Below are 17,135 nucleotides of genomic sequence, written 5' to 3'. Positions count from 1 at the left end.
AAGAGTCATCTGACGGTCGAGGATGTCCAGGAACACCTGACGAGGCTGTCACGGTTCAAGAGTTTTTTCCCCAAATATTCGTCTTGTCAGACCTATGGCGCCGTCGCCGGCATGGTGATTGCGTCGGACGCCGACCGCTTTGCCATGAATCAAGGCCTGTTCGTCATCGCCCAGACCGGTGACAGCGTTCAATTGGCCAACGACGAAGCGTTTGTACCAAAGACCTGGTGATCTGTTTGGTAATGGTCCAGGACCATGGCGGTCGCGAGGATGACGCAATGCTGAAGACACTCCTGGGACGATTCCTTCGTTGGATCCCTTCCGGTTACCGGATGCGACTGATGCGGGCGATGGGACGGACCCTCGATTTAGAACGGATCGAAAAGATCACGCTGTCTTTGATCGGCGACCGGATCACCCTTCTGCCCCCCGACGAAGCCCTCCGGTTTCTGTTTCGCCTGGACGGCGTTCTGTATGGTCATCAGGGGCGACTCGCCATCCGCTACGACAAGGGAACCCATACCAAATACCGTCATACCCGTTACAACGGCTTTTTCCTGGAACGGATCACTCCCGGACAAAAGGTGATGGACATTGGCTGTGGCCATGGCCTTCTGGCGTGGGAACTGGCCAATAGGGGGGCGATCGTCGTCGGAATCGACATCTCCGAGGAAAAGATCCTGGCGGCCCGGGAACGTTATCGCCACCCCAACCTGACCCTGCGCCATGGCGATGCCCTCCTTGAATCCAGGGAAGGAAGGTTCGACGTGGTCATCCTTTCCAACGTCCTCGAACATCTTCCCGAACGGGTCGATTTTCTCAAACGGATCGTGCGGCGCCATCACCCCGAAAAGATCCTGATCCGCGTGCCGGTATTCGAACGTGATTGGCGGGTCCCCCTGAAAAAGGAACTCGGGGTCGAATGGCGTCTGGATCGCACCCACGAAACCGAATACACCCATGAATCCTTCACCGAAGAGATCGAGGCCGCCGGCCTGGTGGTGCGCCATCTGGAGGCGCGCTGGGGTGAATTATGGGTGAGCCTGGGAGTGGAACCGGGGATGGCCCTGGAAGGTTTGGCTGAAGACGATGGCGCAGCCAACGAAAAAAAATCACCAGGGCATACAGGGCCATGATGTAGGCAAGCGGTCTCAAGGGAATGTTGTACCGGGGAAACGGCGCCCCCAGGATATGGATCGCGGTCATGTAGAACAACATCAGGGCGATCAGGCGGGCCATTGTGTTTTCCTTGGAGGTTCCCGGTCGCCAGACGACCGGAAGCCAGGCGAGGACCGCCCCAACGAACCCCAGGAGCATCCACTGGGCATGGGTGGCAAACATCAACCGATGGAAAAACCGGAATACCCCTTCGCGGGCAAACGGGGTATCCGCCACGGGATAGACAAACGCATCCCCCTGTCCCTGAACGATCCCCCAGGACCAGAGGCGGACCGGCTTTTCCAACAGGTACCAGCGCAGGTATCGACCGGGTTCATGCGTAAAGCGGTCCACGATTTCATGGCGCACCGTTTCAAGGCTGCGGGATATTTCCTCTGACCGGGGATCGAAGCGATACGGAAAACCAAAAGTTTTTGGATCATCCTGGAACATGAATCCAGGATAAAGGCCATGGTGCATGGTGGCGATGGTCGCCCGGTCATCGCTCCATTGGCCCAGGACCATCCGATTGCGGACGAGCCATGGCGAGAACACCATCAGGAAGCCCACGGTGACCCACAGGACGTTCCGGCGGCGTTGGGAAGGGGCGGAAAGGAGTGCCAGGGCCAGGATGGCGGGAATGATGAAAAATTGCAGCGCAGGCCGGGTCAGGGACGCAGCCCCCAGCAAACACCCGGCCCCCGCCAGCCACCACCCGCCTCCCTGCGTCCCCCACTGCAACACGACCAGAAACCACAAAAGTAGAAAGGTGAAGAGCGATTCGCTCAGAAGGTAATGGTTCATGGTCATGAGATGCGGGCAGATCGTCGTCAGGAAGGTTGCCGCCAGGGATAATCCTCCCGGCAGCAGGTGACGCGCCAAAAGCCAAACCGCCACCAGCGTCAAGGTGCCAAGAACCGCCTGGGCCCGATAAATCCTGTGCAGCATTGATTCCGTCGGCGGACCATCGACGAAAGGGAGGAGAAATATCGGATAACCGGGGGTACGAAAGGCATCCGGAGCCGGATGGTGCCCGGGACGGTTTTCCGTGACCGAAGAATAAACGCCATGATGCCGCGTATTGAAGGCATCGTTGAAATATTCAAGGGCGTCCGAGCGCAGGGGGTCGATGACGACCGTCTCTTCCACCACCACCCATCGCAGCCACCCTCCCAACAGGATGATCAGAAACAATGCGACCCCATGGCCAATCTGCCGACGATTCATGACATCATTGAAACTCATGGGTACGGATTCCTTCCTCGGACGGACCGATCACGATCGATGAACAAGACTGGGGAAAGACGGAACGCCTGAATGTTTGTCCGGAACAATCCCGTGCCGGCAAGTCTACCGCCGGCCTTGCGGGAACGCCATGAGCATGCAACCAAACGAATCACAAAAGGATGTGACGCAACAGGGGATTCCAGCAGCTTGCGTTAATTGTTAGTTATTGAATTTAAGAGATTTTTTTGCACATCGTCCATCGAAAAAAGATTGTTTTCCACTGTTAACCTGATCTATAAGATCCGTGATTGATGGTGTCGCGGTGCGCCGTGACTGGGCCTGGGGATGGAAAACGACTGGAGAAGGAAGACGAATGAAGGAAGAATTCGCTCTGATGATCAAGGAATCGGTCCATGATCTTTTTGTCGCCTTCCTCGGACAGGAGGTGACTCCCGGACCATTGGTATCGAAAAAAGAGGCCGATCCGTATCGTCCCCCCGACACCGAAGTGACCGCCATCATCAATTTTTCGGGCGGGCTTCAGGGAGGGGTCCATCTGGCCAGTCCGCGCCACACGGCCATGCAATTGACCAACGCCTTCTCCGGGGAAGAATACCTGGAACTGTTCGGTGAAGCGGGTGACGGTTTCGGCGAACTCAACAACATCATCGCCGGAGGTCTGCAAACCCGGCTGTCGGAACGGTTCGGCAACATCAACCTGACCCCGCCCACCCTGATCGCGGGAACCGACTACAAGATGCAGTACAAGACCAATTTTTTCAGCATCAAACAATACTTCAAGTGCGATGCGGGACCGTTCTTCGTCGAGTTCTTTTTTTATATCGAGGGCTACAACCCCTGAGAGTGTTCGGACGCATTCTTTCACAGCCATTTCGCCGACCTTGAAAAAGACCAAAACCACCCGCTATGCGGGTGGTACACGATTGTCAGGTTTCCCCCGGTTTGGGATTGAAGTGGAATTACCTGCCGCGTATTTTCTTTCCCGTTTTTGCTTTCTTCAAATTTTTGTCCTTGCCGCCGTTTCCAGAATTATTTTTTGATCGATGAATCAGTTCTTCCTCCAGACGCGGATCGGGCGCCAGGTTCAGGACGACGTCCCGAACCCATTCCTCACGCAGGAATTCCTGTTCCTCGGTCGGAGGCGGCATTGGGTCTCCTTCCCGGCTTTGCGACGGCGATTCCCCGTTTCGGGGCGGGTGATCGTCGGGGAGGAACGCCGCCAAAGAGGCGGGGGCAAGGGGGGGGGCCAGATTTGATGACATGATCGGCTCATATTCCGGGATTGGTGTTTGTTGTTCTTCATCTGCCGCCGTTTCCTGATTCAGGTCAGAGGTATCGTCGCACGGAATGGCGAAATCGGAACGAAGCGGTGCATCCTCGGGCGGCACGGCGGCAACTTCGAACCCGGTCTCGATTTCCGATGGGATGGGCAAAGGCACGAGAATTTCGGCCATCGCCGCCAGTCCACCGCCTTCCAGCAAACGGGTCCGCTCCTGGGCCAAGGCGATACCTTCTTCGATCGGAAGAAGACGATTCTTCTCCATGATACATTCCTCATCCGGATTTTCTGTGTCGCCGGCCAATGGCGTGGCAGCCTCGACCGTGTCCGGTATGTCATCGACCCCTGGATCGGTCGTTACGGAACCGATTCCTGTCGCTTCGTCCACGACCGCAGGTGCATCGGAAGAGATTTCCGGAGCGTCGTTTGTGACCGACGGAGGAGTCACGAGAGGGGGCATTCCGGATGGTTCGTCATTGACACAGTTTTCGCTGATTGAAGCGATCTTTGGTTCGTCGATTTGTCGTTTTTCGATGATGGGGGCGGCGGTACCGTCATCAACGTGATCCAGAACGGCCTGTCTTTCTTCCTCTGGGTGTTGTGTCACGTCGCCAATCGTCTCCGCGGTCGTGACTGAAGAGGCAAAAGGAGCGGCCTGGGGCATGGGCAGGCGGGAGGGACGGGCGGGGGGACGGGAAAGGATGTTGGGATGGTCCTGATCGGGATGGTCGTCGCTTTCAACGACGGCCTTCGTGGTGGTTCGCGAACCGGCAACGCTTCCTTCCAGGCCAAACAGCGAGGCGACATCGAGGACCAGAATGAACCCTGCCGCACTTCTGGCCAGGGCGTGCAGATGCCGACTGCCGCGGGCGCGCAGGGTTGGCGGTGGGTCCAACCGGTCTTCGTCGATTTCCAGGACTTCCTGCACCGAATCGACAAGAATTCCCTGGACCAGGGTTTCTCCCTCATGGGGATACTCCAGGACGACGATGTTGGTCGGGGTATCCGGCAAGGACTTTTCAATGCCCAGAAGCGTGCGCAGGTCGAAGACGGCGACGATGCTGCCGCGCAGGTTGATGACACCACTGACCTCGGGTCGTGCCCGCGGGACCCGGGTGATTTTGACGCGCTGAAGGACCTCCCGGACCCGGAGGGTTTCCACCGCATAGAGTTCCCGGCCAAGTCTCAAGGATAGGAAAAGCATTCAGGCTCGCACAAACAGGGAAATGATCATGAGAATGCAAAAAATGATCGTGCTGACAACGAAACCGCTGGTCGCGTCTTTTTTGACGACCTCCACCCTTCGTTCCAGATGGTTGACCACCTTGCTTGATTGTTCGGCCGATTGGCTGACATCCTGGAGCCCCTTTTTCAACGATTCCATCGTTTCCAGGCTTTTTCGGATTTCCGCTTTTTCCTTTTCCAACGCCGAAGGAAAGGCTTGCATGGCCGCCTTGATCGATTTTACTTCCTCTTCGATCATGAGCACACGACGCAGCAGTTCCCCCTCTTCCTCCAGGTCCGGGACCGTGGCGGCGGCTGTTTTTTCTTTTTCCGTCATTTTATTCCCCAAACGTTTGCTTTTTGTTTTCACGTCTGGACCCGAAGATTTTGATGCGCCCATGTCAGGTCGTCCATGGTATTGATGTTGAAAAAAGGGTCGATCCCGTCGTATTCATCGGGAAAATCGGCAATGGCATGAGATGTTTTACGCAGGAAAAATTGGAGGCCACGGTCCTTGTTGTCGAGGGCCAGTCTCATGGCAGCGACGATTTCCCGGGGCCACAGGGCGATGGTGGGATGGAGTTGTCCGCGGTTTCGCGCGATGACGGGGCGGCGTTCGCCCCCCAGTTTGTTTCCCATGCGGGTTGCCAGATCCAGGGGAAAGAAGGGAACATCGACCGGGACCGACAGAATCCAGTCGTTGGGGGCGATGCGCAGGGCCGCCTCCAGTCCGGCGAGGGGACCCTGCCGCGTGGTGCGTTCATCGGTCACGATCCGGCACCCTTCCCCAAGGGACGACCATGAGGAGGGATCGTCATGCACCGAAATCAGGATCGTTTCGGTCTGGCAGGCCAGCCGTTCCCGAACCCGTGACAGCAGTGTCTGCGTTCCAAGGTACAATAACGCCTTGTTTCTCCGACCGACACGAACGCCACTGCCTCCGGCGAGGATCAATCCCGTGACAGCCCCGTCAAATCCCATGCCTTGTGTCCCATCGTGTCGCGATGTTACGACCAAAACCTGGATTCCCCGGTCACAAATCCAGTTCGGTCCGCGAAACCAGGACCGGTTTTTTGCTTTCGGGAGGGAGTTCGGCATCGAACTGTTTGGCGATGGGCGGCAGCAACAGATGATAGAAGACCTCGGCCCGGATGCGCACGGTTCCGGTCACGGGAACGGCATAGCTCAATTGCCGTGATTCTCCCGGTTTCAAACGGCTGTCGCCCTTGATCTTTTTGGCTGCGGGAGGGGGCGCGGGTTTATCGTTTTCGTCAACCAGGCGCAGCATCAGGACGGCCTTTGAATCTTCTTCGATGGGGTTGGTTTTGAAATTTTGCCAGACCTCTTCCCCTTTTTCGTTCAGGGCGGTCAGTCTGAGGACCACCATGCGAAATGGTGCGCCGGTGGGATAATTGTGTGCGAGGAGGTTTTTGAGGGTGACGCGGATTTTTCCTCCCTGAGGGGTTTTTTCCCCGGCCAGGGACACCAGGATTCCCTGACGCAGCATGGCCCGGTCATGTCCTCCCATCATGGAATGGTTCGTGAAGCCGTCGATGGTGGGCATGTGGCAGGATTGGCAGGTTGTCGTATTGCCGCTCTGGACCAGTTCCGGGCCGGTGGCGCAGACGGGAACGCCGAAGGGGTTGTTGTTTTTTTCGTGGCAGCCCAGACAGATGTCGGAGGTCTTGAACAGTGGGCCATTGGCCTGATGCGGGTAGGGGTTGCTGGAGGTTTCTCCCGCGGCGGCGCCAGGTGCGTGGGTCGGGTCTTTCCCGGCGAAGGCGCCGTGGGGTCCAAGGAGATGGGAATCGGAGAAGGTATAGGCATCGGTGCCCAATCTGAAGGGGTCCCCTTCCTTGCCGTGGACTCCGAGGAATTGCGACATGGTGTGGCAACTGACACAGGAGATGCCCTCGCCATAGGCGTCGAGGGCATCCTGTTTTGTTTTTCCATCGCGGGCGGCGTTGGGGGCGTGGCACTTGAGGCATGCCGGATAGCCGCCCGTGGCCTTGAGGGTGACGTTTTCCTGGGTGGGGTCGCCCGCCTGGGCGGTGTAGAGGGCCTTGAAAACGGGATCCTTGAGGGCGGAACTCCGGGCATGCATCGATTCGGCCCACTGCTGGTAGATTTCCTTGTGGCATTCACCGCAGACGCTGGCCGATACATGATGCAACGGTGGTTTTTCTTCCGCGGCCAGGACGGCCCCGGTCCATCCCATCGTCATTCCCAGGGAAAACAACATCCTGAACAAAAAAAGTTTCATGATCCCGTCCCCTTCCGATCCCGATGATTGCAGCCATGGCCGGCGATGGCGCGGCCATGGAGAAATAAAAGGCGGTTTTTTCCGCCGGCATCTGCTACACTGTTTGCCATCTTCATCTTGCCATGTCCATTGGATCTGTCAAGAAGGTCCGAAAGGTATTCCCACCCGATCCGAGCGCGAGAGGCCAATCATGACCTGTGGAATCGACGAAATCCTTGGAAAAGCGGACAAGTCCATCAATGAGTCGCTCCAGAAACTGATCCAGGACCTGGATACCGACTTCGATCTGGACCTTTCGGCGGAAACCATCCTTCAATCCCCCCAGGCCCGGCGGCTTCGCGGGGAACTGGATACGTTCGCGGTTTGGCTGGTGCATGGACGGAATAAATAAACAGCCCTTTGAATGCTTAAGTTTCCGTTTATTCTTCACGAGACAGCTTGCGGCGGCGGGGTTGTCCAGGGCAATCCATCGGGTGGCGTCGCTCAGGTCTCGACGCGCTTGGGGTGATAAAACGGCGGATTTCATCGAGAGGCGTTGTCGATGATTTCATCCATCTCCGACAATACCTGGTCGATGGTGTAAACACCTTCCCGGTCCGCATCTTCCTGGGTCGTCCGCAACATGGCGGTGAATTTTTCGCGCCTTGCTTCCTGATCCTGGAGCAGGTTTGGAGCGCCGCGGATGACCTCGTTGACGTTGTTGTAGTGACCGCTTTCCATGCAGGATCGGGCAAGGTTTTCCAATTCCTGGGTCAGGCTGATGTTGGTGGACATGATGACCTCCCATGACACTGTTGAAATACGGTAACCGTCCAGCCCCCATCCGACCCCCATCTGAATGCTGGAGTTTCTGTTTACCCTCCCGGCCCACACCCCGAAGAAGAGGGGGCTGAACGGTTATTTTTTTCCGGACCCGGAAACGGCCTGGACGTCTCAATCCGAGGAGCGACCGTAGCTGTCGTCGAAGCGGACGATGTCATCCTCTCCCAGATAGCTTCCCGATTGGATTTCGATGATGTCGAGGGGGATTTTTCCCGGATTGGACAGACGGTGACGCACCCCCAGGGGAATATAGGTTGATTGGTCTTCGGTCAGCAGGAAGGATTCGTCGCCGCGTGTCACCCGTGCCGTTCCGCGGACGACGATCCAGTGTTCGGCGCGGTGATGATGCATCTGCAACGAAAGGCTCGCCCCAGGATTGACCCGGATCCGTTTGACCTGGAACCGTTCCTCGATGTTCAAACATTTGAAACTTCCCCAGGGACGAAAGACCCGTTGCCGGTTGAGGTGTTCGCGGCGACCGAGTTGGTGCAGGCGTTGGACGATGCTTCCCACCTCCTGCACCCGGTCCTTGGCCGCGACCAGTACCGCATCCGCCGTCTCGATGATCACATGATCTTCCAGCCCCACCCCTGCGACGAGGCGGCTTTCGGAACGGATGTAACAACGTTGGACCTGGTGCAGCAAAACGTCGCCGATGACGACGTTTTCGGCGTCATCCTTGGACCCGACCCCCCAGAGGGCCGCCCAGGAACCGACATCGCTCCATCCCGCGTCGAATGGCAGGACAACCCCACGGTCGGTTTTTTCCATGACGGCGTAGTCGATGGAAATCTTGGGACTGGCGGAAAAGGCGTCATGATCGAGGCGGATGAAGTCGAGATCCTTCGTCGAACGGGCCAGGGACTGTTCGACGGCGGAGAGGATTTCGCGGGCATGTCGTTTCAGTTCCTCCAGCATCGCCTGGGCCGAAAACATGAACATGCCGCTGTTCCAGTAGTATTCTCCCGAATCGACATAGGATCGGGCCGTGTCGGCGTCCGGTTTTTCGACAAAGCGTCGAATGGGGTATCCCGGTCCGGGGCCGGCGATGTGTCCCCGGTGGATGTAGCCGAATCCTGTTTCGGGGCCTGTCGGGACGATGCCGAAGGTGACGATCCGACCCGATCGGGCGATCTCCTGACCGAGGCGAACGGCCTGGTGAAAGGGATGCACGTCGGGGATCAGATGATCGGCGGGGAGGATGAGGAGGATGGACTCGGGGTCCTTGTCGAAAGCGAGCATGGCCGCGGCGGCGACGGCGGGGGCGGTGTTGCGCCCTACCGGTTCCAGGACGATTCCCGAGAGTTCGGCGCCGATCGCCCGGGCCTGCTCGGCGACCACGAACCGGTGTTGATCGTTGCAGACGACCATCGCCGTTCCTGCTTCGGCAACGCCACGAAGCCTTTCCAGGGTGGCCTGGTAGAGGGATCGATCATGGGTCAGATTGAGAAACTGTTTGGGATAGGCCTCGCGAGACAGGGGCCAGAGCCGGGTTCCCGAACCGCCGGAAAGGATGACGGGGATGATCGACATGGAGGAAAAAGCTCCTGGGCTTCAGGGATTGGAGAATCTTGGGGTCCTTGGGCCTGACCTTGGACTGTGGGGGGGCGATGCCCTCCGGAATCAGGCGCGGACGATCCGTCCCGGGACTGTTTTGAAACGACCCCGGGCATCGACGATCAGGGCCGCGTGACGCTGGATCAGCGCCCAGTCGAAACGGTCGTGGTCGGTGGCGATGACGACACAATCATATTTTTGCAGGGTTTCAGGGGTGATGGGGATGCTGTCCTTCCGGAGCGAATAGTTGCGCATCGGCGGGATGGTGGCGACGTGCGGATCGGAATAATCGACCAGGGCCCCTTTGGCCATGAGGTGGGTCAGAAGGACGAAACTGGGCGATTCCCGGACATCATCGACGTTTTTCTTGTAGGCCAGTCCCAGGACCAGGATGTGGGCATGACGCAGGGGCTTGCCCTGATCGTTGAGGGCGTCGGCCACCTTGTGGATCACATGGTCGGGCATGGCGGTGTTGACCTCGCCCGCCAGTTCGATGAAACGGGTATTGACGCCGTATTCCCGCGCCTTCCAGGTCAGGTAGAACGGATCGATGGGAATGCAGTGTCCCCCAAGGCCCGGTCCGGGATAGAATGGTTTGAAACCGAAGGGTTTGGTCGATGCGGCGTCGATCACCTCGAAAATGTCCATGTCCATCCGGTCGGCGACGAGTTTGAGTTCATTGACCAGGGCGATGTTCACCGAGCGGTAGGTGTTTTCCAGAATTTTGACCATTTCCGCCACCGCCGTGGAGGAGACCGGAACAATATGATCGATGATGGCCCCGTAAAGGGCCACCCCGACCTCCAGGCAGTTGGCGGTCGTGCCGCCGCACACCTTGGGAATGGTGCGCGTGGAAAAATCACGATTGGCGGGATCTTCGCGCTCGGGGGAGTAGACCACGAAAAAATCCTCGCCCACGACCCATCCCCGTTGCCGCACCCTGGGTTCGATGTGTTCCCTGGTGGTGCCGGGATAGGTGGTGCTTTCCAGGGAAAGCATCTGCCCCGGGCGCAGGTGCGGCAGGATGGAATCCATGGAGCCGGTGATGAAGGAAAGGTCCGGTTCACGGTTGCGATTGAGCGGGGTCGGGACACACAGAATGATGGCATCGGTGGCCGCGATTCGGGAAAAATCGGTGGTTGCCTGGAAGGTTCCTTTTTGGATCGCTTCCGCGAAGGGGTGTGGGGAAATGTGTTCGATGTAACGTTTACCCCGTTGCAGGTTATCGATCTTCTTGCCATCGATGTCGAAGCCGGCGACGGAAAATCCTTCTTCGAGAAACCGCAAGACCAGGGGCAGACCGACATAGCCCAGACCGATGATGCCGACGAGGATTCGTCTTGTCCGAATTTTTTCCAGGAATTCGTGTTTCATTGCCTTTGATCCCCGCCGATGACACCATCGAATAGGACGTTGGTTATTCAGGTCACAGGGTTCGGGCCAGTGACAGTCCGCCCCATACACCCACCAGACACAATCCGACGCTTGCCAGTGCATTGACAAACGCCAGCCGCCAGGCACCCTGCATGATCAGTTGCAGCGATTCCAACGAAAAAGAGGAGAAGGTGGTAAATCCACCCAATACCCCAACCATCAACCCGGTCCGCCAGAGATCCAGGACAGGGTGTCGTTCCGAGAATACCTGAAACAATATTCCCATGAAAAACGATCCGACGATGTTGACGGCGAATGTTCCCCAGGGAAATCCCCGTCCCAGCAATGAGGTGACACTGCTGGCCAGCAGGTATCGTCCCATCGACCCCACCGCGCCGCCGAGGGCGACGGCCAAGAGGGTAGTGTTCATGACATCTCCTTGAACCAAACATCGAACGTTTTGCGACTCATGCGATCCTGGAAAACCGTTTGGGACCTTCCTGGGATTTGGACGGGGGGGACGGATCTTTTTTGTCATCGGAATGGATGGCCCGTTCCTCGAACGCCAGGCAGGATTCTCCCGAACTGCGGCGGACCTCGAAACATGGCCAGTCCCGGGTTTTGAATCCCATGATCCGGCAGGACCGGGGATGTTGGGGTTCCCAGGTGACCTGAAAATGCCGGCAGCGCAGGCAGGGGACCGGCAGGTCCGAGGATTCGTTCTGTCTTGTCATGGCATCATTGAAGCAGATTTCAACGCCGATGTCATCAGGAGAATATCAGGCGATGATGTCGAGCAGGTGATGCGGCGATGCGGGAGGCGGGCGCCTGGTATCGAAATGGGGATCGGCGGTTTTTCCCGAGGTTTGCGGTGTGGTGGTGGCAACGTCGCGGAGAAAGGGGGTTGCCGTGTGTTTTTTTTCCCGGTCATTGGCCTGCCGTTGCCGCTCTTTGAAAATTGTCTCCAGGGTGGACCGGCGGTGGTCCGGGGCGTCGCGGTGGTCTTCGGGGGCTTCCTGGTCTTCCTCCTCTTCGCGGTCCTGCAAATGGCGCCCCTGCCGCGCCTCTTTGAGGTTGGCGACGCTTCGGGCTTCCAGTTGTTCCTGGTTGTTGGTCCGGATGTTTTGCGAGACGTTGGCCAGGCCGGTTTGTTGGGTCATGGGATTGGCGATCCCAAGGGCGGTCGTTGCAGGAATCGCGTTGAACATGGTATTTCTCCCACCTCGTGGCAACCGGAATGAACCAGACAAGTCCCATACCTGCCGCATCGGCGGAAAGGGATGGCGACTTGAGGGATTTTACCTTACAATAACCGATGCTTCGCCTTGATCATGGCCTTCATTTTCGGTCATTGATCGGGAGAATGCAAGGCGGGTTTTCCAAGGAAAGGGATCGCGAAATGGCCCTGGCGCTGTTCGATCTGGACAATACCCTGCTGGCGGGCGACAGCGATTATCTGTGGGGCTGCCATCTGGTCGATCTGGGGGTGGTCGATGGTCCCGGATACGAGGCGGAAAACCGAAGGTTCTATGACGAATATGCCCGAGGGGTTCTTGACATCGATGCCTATCTTCGGTTTCAGTTGGCGGAACTGGCGCGACATGACCTTGAGACCTTGAAGCGATGGCGCGAGGGGTTCATGGCCGAGAAAATCGAGCCGATCATCGCTCCGGGGACTGCGGATTTATTGCGCCATCACCGGCAACGGGGGGATACCCTTGTGATCATCACCGCCACCAACCGTTTTGTCACCGAGCCTATTGCCGATCGCCTGGGGGTGGATCATCTTCTGGCCACCGAACTCCAACCGGGGGGGCGCGGGTTCACGGGGCGTCCATGGGGCATTCCCTGTTTCCGGGAGGGCAAGGTGCTCCGTTTGCGGCAATGGATGCAACACCATGGGGAAACTCTGGTGGGAAGCTGGTTCTATTCCGATTCGTTGAACGACATTCCTCTTTTGGAACAGGTGGATCATCCGCGGGTGGTCGATCCCGATCCACGATTTCGCGACTTGGCCGAACGCAAGGGATGGGTCATCCTTTCCTTGCGCGGGGCGTGTTGAACGGTGGCAATGGATTCGAGCGAGGTCGCCCAGTCCCACGACCGCTTTCATGATCGTCATCAGGATGGGTCTGGGAAGGGGTTTGGGGGCGAAGCCCCCAATGTTTTTGACTTTGCCTTTGATTTTTTTGCCCGAAGGGCATCATGTTCGCGATTAGCGCTTCTGTATAACAATATAATAACTAATAAAATATCTGTCAAACCAAATCATCCAAAAACTCCGAGGCCGGATCCACACCCGATACCAGAAGGTAATCCCGGGCGCGGGTGCAAGCCACGTATAACAGGTGCCGTTCCGTGTTGTAAACCTCTTCCAGGTCAGCATCGTCGGAAATGGATTCAATGCGTTTCTGCAAGGGAAGGATCTCATCATCGCAGGCCATCACGGCAACGGCACGGAACTCCAATCCTTTTGCCAGATGCATGGTGCCCATGGAAATCCGACCTGCCTGGATTTCAACCGCGTCATCCAATTTCAGTGGAACAGCGCCAGCCGATTCGACTGCTTCTTGTGCCCGGGTCATTTGGGCGGAAGAACGGACGAACACCCCAATTTCATGTGGCTGGAATCCATCCTTCAATCTTTGTGCGAGCCAATTTGAAACAGTGGACATTTCCTCTTCTTCACCATCGAGGATGCGGACTTCCGGAACCGGACCATTGAACACGGAAATGGCACCACGACGGTTTTCGGTATTCCCGTCCACATCGGATAATGAGGTGGGAAGCAGACGGTCTGCATGGCTTCGAATCTGGTGGGATGTACGGTAATTGATCCGAAGGGTGCTGGACCGCCCACGGATATCGATTCCCAGCGACTTCCAGGAGAACGGCTGTTGGAAGATGCGCTGACCCAGGTCACCGGCGAAAAAAAGCCCATCAAGGCGACCAGATCCCACGCTGGCCAGGAAGCGAACCTCGGCCGCACCCAGATCTTGAGCCTCGTCAACGACCGCAAAGTCGAAGGGTGATTTCGCTGATTCCAGAATTTGGCCCGTCACCTGAGCGAAAAGATCCGACCAAGTGATCATTCCCCGCTTGGCCAATTCCCTCCTGACCTCCGAGAAGATGGACCACAACACCTCCCGCTGTTTGCCGCCGATACGGGTTTTCCTGCCCAGACGTTGCACGTCCCGGTATGCCTCCCAGCTTTTCAACTGCCACGCATCGACCACGTCGGTCCACTCTCCCAAGAGAAACCGGTTGGGGAAAAGGTCCGCGCCCAAAGATGTCGATTTTTCCCCCAGAAGTTCCTGCACGGTCTCTTCCGGAACGATATTGGGCTTGCCACACGACGCTGCATACATGTCCCCGCCGATACGCTTGATGGAACGAACGATGATACGCGCCATAATCCCCGCTTCATTGCCCACCAGGCGGTTCAACTTGGTTTGCAGGGCATTGGCCAGTGTACTGGAAAAGGTGGTGAGGAGAACGAGGGAATCCGGATTCCGGCGGGCGAGATGGACGGCCCGGTGCAGTGCGACGATGGTTTTTCCCGTTCCGGCGGAACCGGAGATGCGAGCCGGCCCATGAAACTCCCGTTCCACCAACGCACGCTGGGAGGGGTGCAGAAAGACCGTCCACTTCTCCCAGGGATCGTTGAGGGCGGTAGCCAACGCTTCCTGGTTGGACATGACGCGGAAACGACGTTGGGCATCCGGATGATCGAAGGGATTGTCGTCTTCCGTCGTCATTGGGGCAACCTTGGGCTGGACGCCCACAGCGAGATTCAGCAAGGCCTCCGCGGCCTCCTGTGGCAGGTGTTCTGCAATATCGAAGAGGGAATCCTCGTTGGCTTTGCGGACTTCATCCACCCATTCTGGCGGCACGCCAAAACCAAGGAGATCGCCTTTGCTCAAATTGGCAAAAATACGTGGTTTTGCAGAGACAGGTTTTTCTTCTACCCGCGTTTGATCAATGACAATCTCTTCAACTGTTTCCCTGACCTCCATCAACTGGGCTGCGCCGGTGTGGGGATGGCGTTCGATTTTACGGCGTTCCGCCCATTGATAGGCCTTGTCATGGTGATCCACATAGACCAGCAACAGGCTGGACGCCGTCTTGTGGACGATGAGTCGGATATCGGCATTGACCCGAACCGACCAGAAGTTGGGATCCTTGGCCTTGTCCAACCTGTGAAAGTCCATCCCCGGATTGACTGGATCCATTTGAAGGTCAAAAGCGGTTGTTTTGACCGCTTTTTGTTGCTGTCCGGTCAGCTTGGCCAGGGATGCCGTGAAGGTATCGGCGATGCGGAATTCCATGGGATACTAATCCTCAACTAGCATCTGTTTTCCTATGAGCAGGCATATCTGCAATAATAATTTGCTGGCTTGCTGTGTCCCAAAAGTAGTAAATACGGAGACACCTTGAAGGATCCCGAGTGTTTCCTCCATTTTTTACATGCCAATCAACTGTATACCGTTTACCTCCCCACGTTGTTTCATATTCATCTCTACCACAATGGGAATTTCGGACTCCTGACTCTATCTGTACCTCACGGAGAGGGAGATTATATTGGCCAAGCCGACTTTCCCTGCATTCATTTGCCAACCATAATAGGCAACGTGCGGTTAACTGGACGTCCTCAAATTCTGGAGATTTGACGCCACGCCGTGCAGAGGAAGATAAAATTAATCGTCCTGTAAGATTCTTATCACACCAGTCACCAAACTTCGCCCATGTATCAGGTAATGCAAGCGACTCATCGGGCTTTGAGCCACTATTTTTTATCTGATCCTGTAGCTGCTGGATTCTAAATGCAGATGCGCACGTCAATTTTTCAGCATCTTCCACTCTTTTTTCAATCTTGTCGTGCTCATCAATATAAAAATTATTCTCATTTTCAAGAGATTTAATTGTGTCTTCCAACGCTTTTATACGAGTGAGTGCTGCCTGTAGCTTCTCACTTTCATCCGCATCTGATTGGTCAAGATTTTTTTCTAGGAATTTTAATGACGCATTTCGAATTAATGAAAATGAATAGACATCTTGACCAAGCCTTGTCCGTTTAATACTCTCTCTTGCTGCCAAATTTCTTAACCATTGAAGAACGAATTTTTTTTCTTTACCAATTGACAGTTGATTTGCCAAGAAAAGCCTGTGATCATATGGGTTTGATTCGTCAGAAAAACCAGGCAAATATACTCGAACAGCACCGCCAAACACGGATCTTTGCTGGCCAAATTCTTCTGATAATTTCCAGCAAAATTCAGAAGTCAAAATAACAACAACAGCGATTCCCATCGTAGTTTTGCACAGATTTACAGTATTGATAAGTAGCTGACGATGACCATCAACGGGTCTTCCAGTAGTCAAAACAATAATTGGGAGAGATCTGTTTGGATCTAATAATATTTTCCTGAACCAATCATAATCTACTTGGGACTCAATTTTTATAGGGTCCAAAACAAAACGATACCCATCTCGGATCAGAGCTACATTCTCAGATAGTTTCCTTATAAATCCTTGTACAGCAGGTTCAATATAAAGTTGGTCCTCTTGGGAACTAACAATCAACCGAGAATTAAAATAGGGATGACCATTATCCACTCTGCTTATAACGACTTCAGTAGTCCATACACGCCCAGCTACCGATTTATCCGGATCATCCGCCCGAACTGCCCACACGTCGAGTTGAGGTTCCTGTATTCGGACACCAACACTATTCCTTCCACCTGAAAAATAATCAAAAGTTTCACCGTTCCACGCTTGTTGAGGAAGTTGTCCTCCACATCTCGACTGAACCCATTTTAGAATTTCGCCCCGTGCCTTAATTACCGCCTCATCACGAGGTTCCATTGAAATCTCACCAATAACCCTGAGAATTTCATGCTCACGAACGACTCGTGGCATTTGAACAGCACGAGGAGCAAGGGCATCTCGAAATGTGTTCATTCTTTTCCATTCAAGATTTTAAAGAAGTATGGACGATTATACTCCAAACACCTTCATCACTTCGTCCCCCAGATGGTTGATCACCTTGACGGCGATGCGGCCCGATTTGGGTTTATCGAAGGGGCGGGAGACATCGCTGTGCAGGGACTCCCATGCCTCCTGGTCGATCTCTGCCTTGAGGGTGGTCTTGAGGGCCTTGTAAGGGTCGTTGGCCCCCAGGAAGTAGGCGTGACGGACGAAGAAACTTTC

The 17,135-nt window shown here is 55.9% G+C and carries 18 protein-coding genes; 4 read left to right on the top strand and 14 right to left on the bottom strand.

Features of this window, described 5'->3' with window-relative positions; translation table 11 throughout:
• On the top strand, positions 1–231 hold a 231-nt coding region (locus HQL76_09545; protein ID MBF0109408.1), incomplete at its 5' end, for a DUF3782 domain-containing protein.
• Positions 232–969: 738 nt separating this feature from the next.
• On the opposite strand, the gene HQL76_09540 is transcribed toward HQL76_09545, so the two are convergent.
• Positions 970–2,403, bottom strand: coding sequence for a glycosyltransferase family 39 protein (locus HQL76_09540; GenBank protein MBF0109407.1), 1,434 nt, complete (start codon positions 2,401–2,403; stop codon positions 970–972).
• 355 nt (positions 2,404–2,758) lie between these two features.
• On the opposite strand from HQL76_09540, the gene HQL76_09535 reads away from it, so the two are divergent.
• Complete coding sequence (locus HQL76_09535) at positions 2,759–3,247, top strand: chemotaxis protein CheX (protein ID MBF0109406.1); 489 nt, start codon at positions 2,759–2,761, stop codon at positions 3,245–3,247.
• A 118-nt stretch (positions 3,248–3,365) separates the two neighbouring features.
• Here the strand turns inward: HQL76_09535 and HQL76_09530 are convergent, their stop codons facing one another.
• Genes HQL76_09530 through HQL76_09515 form a run of 4 tightly spaced genes read right to left on the bottom strand, consistent with a single transcriptional unit; the run spans position 3,366 to position 7,172 of the window.
• Positions 3,366–4,889, bottom strand: coding sequence for a chemotaxis protein CheW (locus HQL76_09530; protein MBF0109405.1), 1,524 nt, complete (start codon positions 4,887–4,889; stop codon positions 3,366–3,368).
• Positions 4,890–5,246 carry a hypothetical protein gene (locus HQL76_09525; protein MBF0109404.1) on the bottom strand — a complete coding sequence of 119 codons (357 nt, stop codon included), beginning with the start codon at positions 5,244–5,246 and terminating at the stop codon, positions 4,890–4,892.
• A 29-nt stretch (positions 5,247–5,275) separates the two neighbouring features.
• A complete protein-coding gene (gene mobA, locus HQL76_09520) occupies positions 5,276–5,890 on the bottom strand; it encodes a molybdenum cofactor guanylyltransferase (protein MBF0109403.1) in 615 nt (204 codons plus the stop codon).
• Positions 5,891–5,942: 52 nt separating this feature from the next.
• Positions 5,943–7,172: a cytochrome c family protein gene (locus HQL76_09515; protein MBF0109402.1), complete on the bottom strand. Its 1,230-nt coding sequence runs from the start codon at positions 7,170–7,172 to the stop codon at positions 5,943–5,945.
• A gap of 190 nt (positions 7,173–7,362) precedes the next feature.
• On the opposite strand from HQL76_09515, the gene HQL76_09510 reads away from it, so the two are divergent.
• Positions 7,363–7,563 carry a hypothetical protein gene (locus tag HQL76_09510; protein MBF0109401.1) on the top strand — a complete coding sequence of 67 codons (201 nt, stop codon included), beginning with the start codon at positions 7,363–7,365 and terminating at the stop codon, positions 7,561–7,563.
• A gap of 131 nt (positions 7,564–7,694) precedes the next feature.
• Here the strand turns inward: HQL76_09510 and HQL76_09505 are convergent, their stop codons facing one another.
• From HQL76_09505 to HQL76_09480, 6 genes are all read right to left on the bottom strand, one after another.
• Positions 7,695–7,946, bottom strand: coding sequence for a type II toxin-antitoxin system ParD family antitoxin (locus HQL76_09505; protein ID MBF0109400.1), 252 nt, complete (start codon positions 7,944–7,946; stop codon positions 7,695–7,697).
• A gap of 159 nt (positions 7,947–8,105) precedes the next feature.
• On the bottom strand, positions 8,106–9,527 hold the full coding sequence (locus tag HQL76_09500; protein MBF0109399.1) for a mannose-1-phosphate guanylyltransferase/mannose-6-phosphate isomerase: 1,422 nt from the start codon (positions 9,525–9,527) through the stop codon (positions 8,106–8,108).
• Positions 9,528–9,617: 90 nt separating this feature from the next.
• Entirely contained in the window at positions 9,618–10,925 is a 1,308-nt protein-coding gene (locus HQL76_09495; protein ID MBF0109398.1) for a nucleotide sugar dehydrogenase, read from the bottom strand.
• 52 nt (positions 10,926–10,977) lie between these two features.
• A complete protein-coding gene (gene crcB, locus HQL76_09490) occupies positions 10,978–11,355 on the bottom strand; it encodes a fluoride efflux transporter CrcB (protein ID MBF0109397.1) in 378 nt (125 codons plus the stop codon).
• 37 nt (positions 11,356–11,392) lie between these two features.
• Positions 11,393–11,659 (bottom strand): hypothetical protein, encoded by a 267-nt coding sequence (locus HQL76_09485; GenBank protein ID MBF0109396.1) that lies wholly within the window; start codon positions 11,657–11,659, stop codon positions 11,393–11,395.
• A 45-nt stretch (positions 11,660–11,704) separates the two neighbouring features.
• Positions 11,705–12,133, bottom strand: a complete 429-nt coding sequence (locus HQL76_09480; protein MBF0109395.1) for a hypothetical protein — start codon at positions 12,131–12,133, stop codon at positions 11,705–11,707.
• 191 nt (positions 12,134–12,324) lie between these two features.
• Here HQL76_09480 and HQL76_09475 point away from each other — a divergent pair, with 191 nt between their 5' ends.
• The gene (locus HQL76_09475; protein ID MBF0109394.1) at positions 12,325–12,987 is read left to right on the top strand and encodes an HAD family hydrolase; all 663 of its coding nucleotides are present in this window, start codon (positions 12,325–12,327) and stop codon (positions 12,985–12,987) included.
• 196 nt (positions 12,988–13,183) lie between these two features.
• Here the strand turns inward: HQL76_09475 and HQL76_09470 are convergent, their stop codons facing one another.
• The 3 genes from HQL76_09470 to HQL76_09460 all read right to left on the bottom strand — a co-directional run.
• Entirely contained in the window at positions 13,184–15,253 is a 2,070-nt protein-coding gene (locus HQL76_09470; GenBank protein ID MBF0109393.1) for a DEAD/DEAH box helicase, read from the bottom strand.
• 13 nt (positions 15,254–15,266) lie between these two features.
• A complete protein-coding gene (locus tag HQL76_09465) occupies positions 15,267–16,886 on the bottom strand; it encodes a hypothetical protein (protein MBF0109392.1) in 1,620 nt (539 codons plus the stop codon).
• A 36-nt stretch (positions 16,887–16,922) separates the two neighbouring features.
• On the bottom strand, positions 16,923–17,135 hold a 213-nt coding region (locus tag HQL76_09460), incomplete at its 5' end, for a modification methylase (protein ID MBF0109391.1).

It is taken from the genome of Magnetococcales bacterium (assembly GCA_015228815.1).
In the GTDB taxonomy this organism is placed as follows: domain Bacteria; phylum Pseudomonadota; class Magnetococcia; order Magnetococcales; family UBA8363; genus UBA8363.
This window is presented reverse-complemented; position numbering and strand designations above follow the sequence as displayed.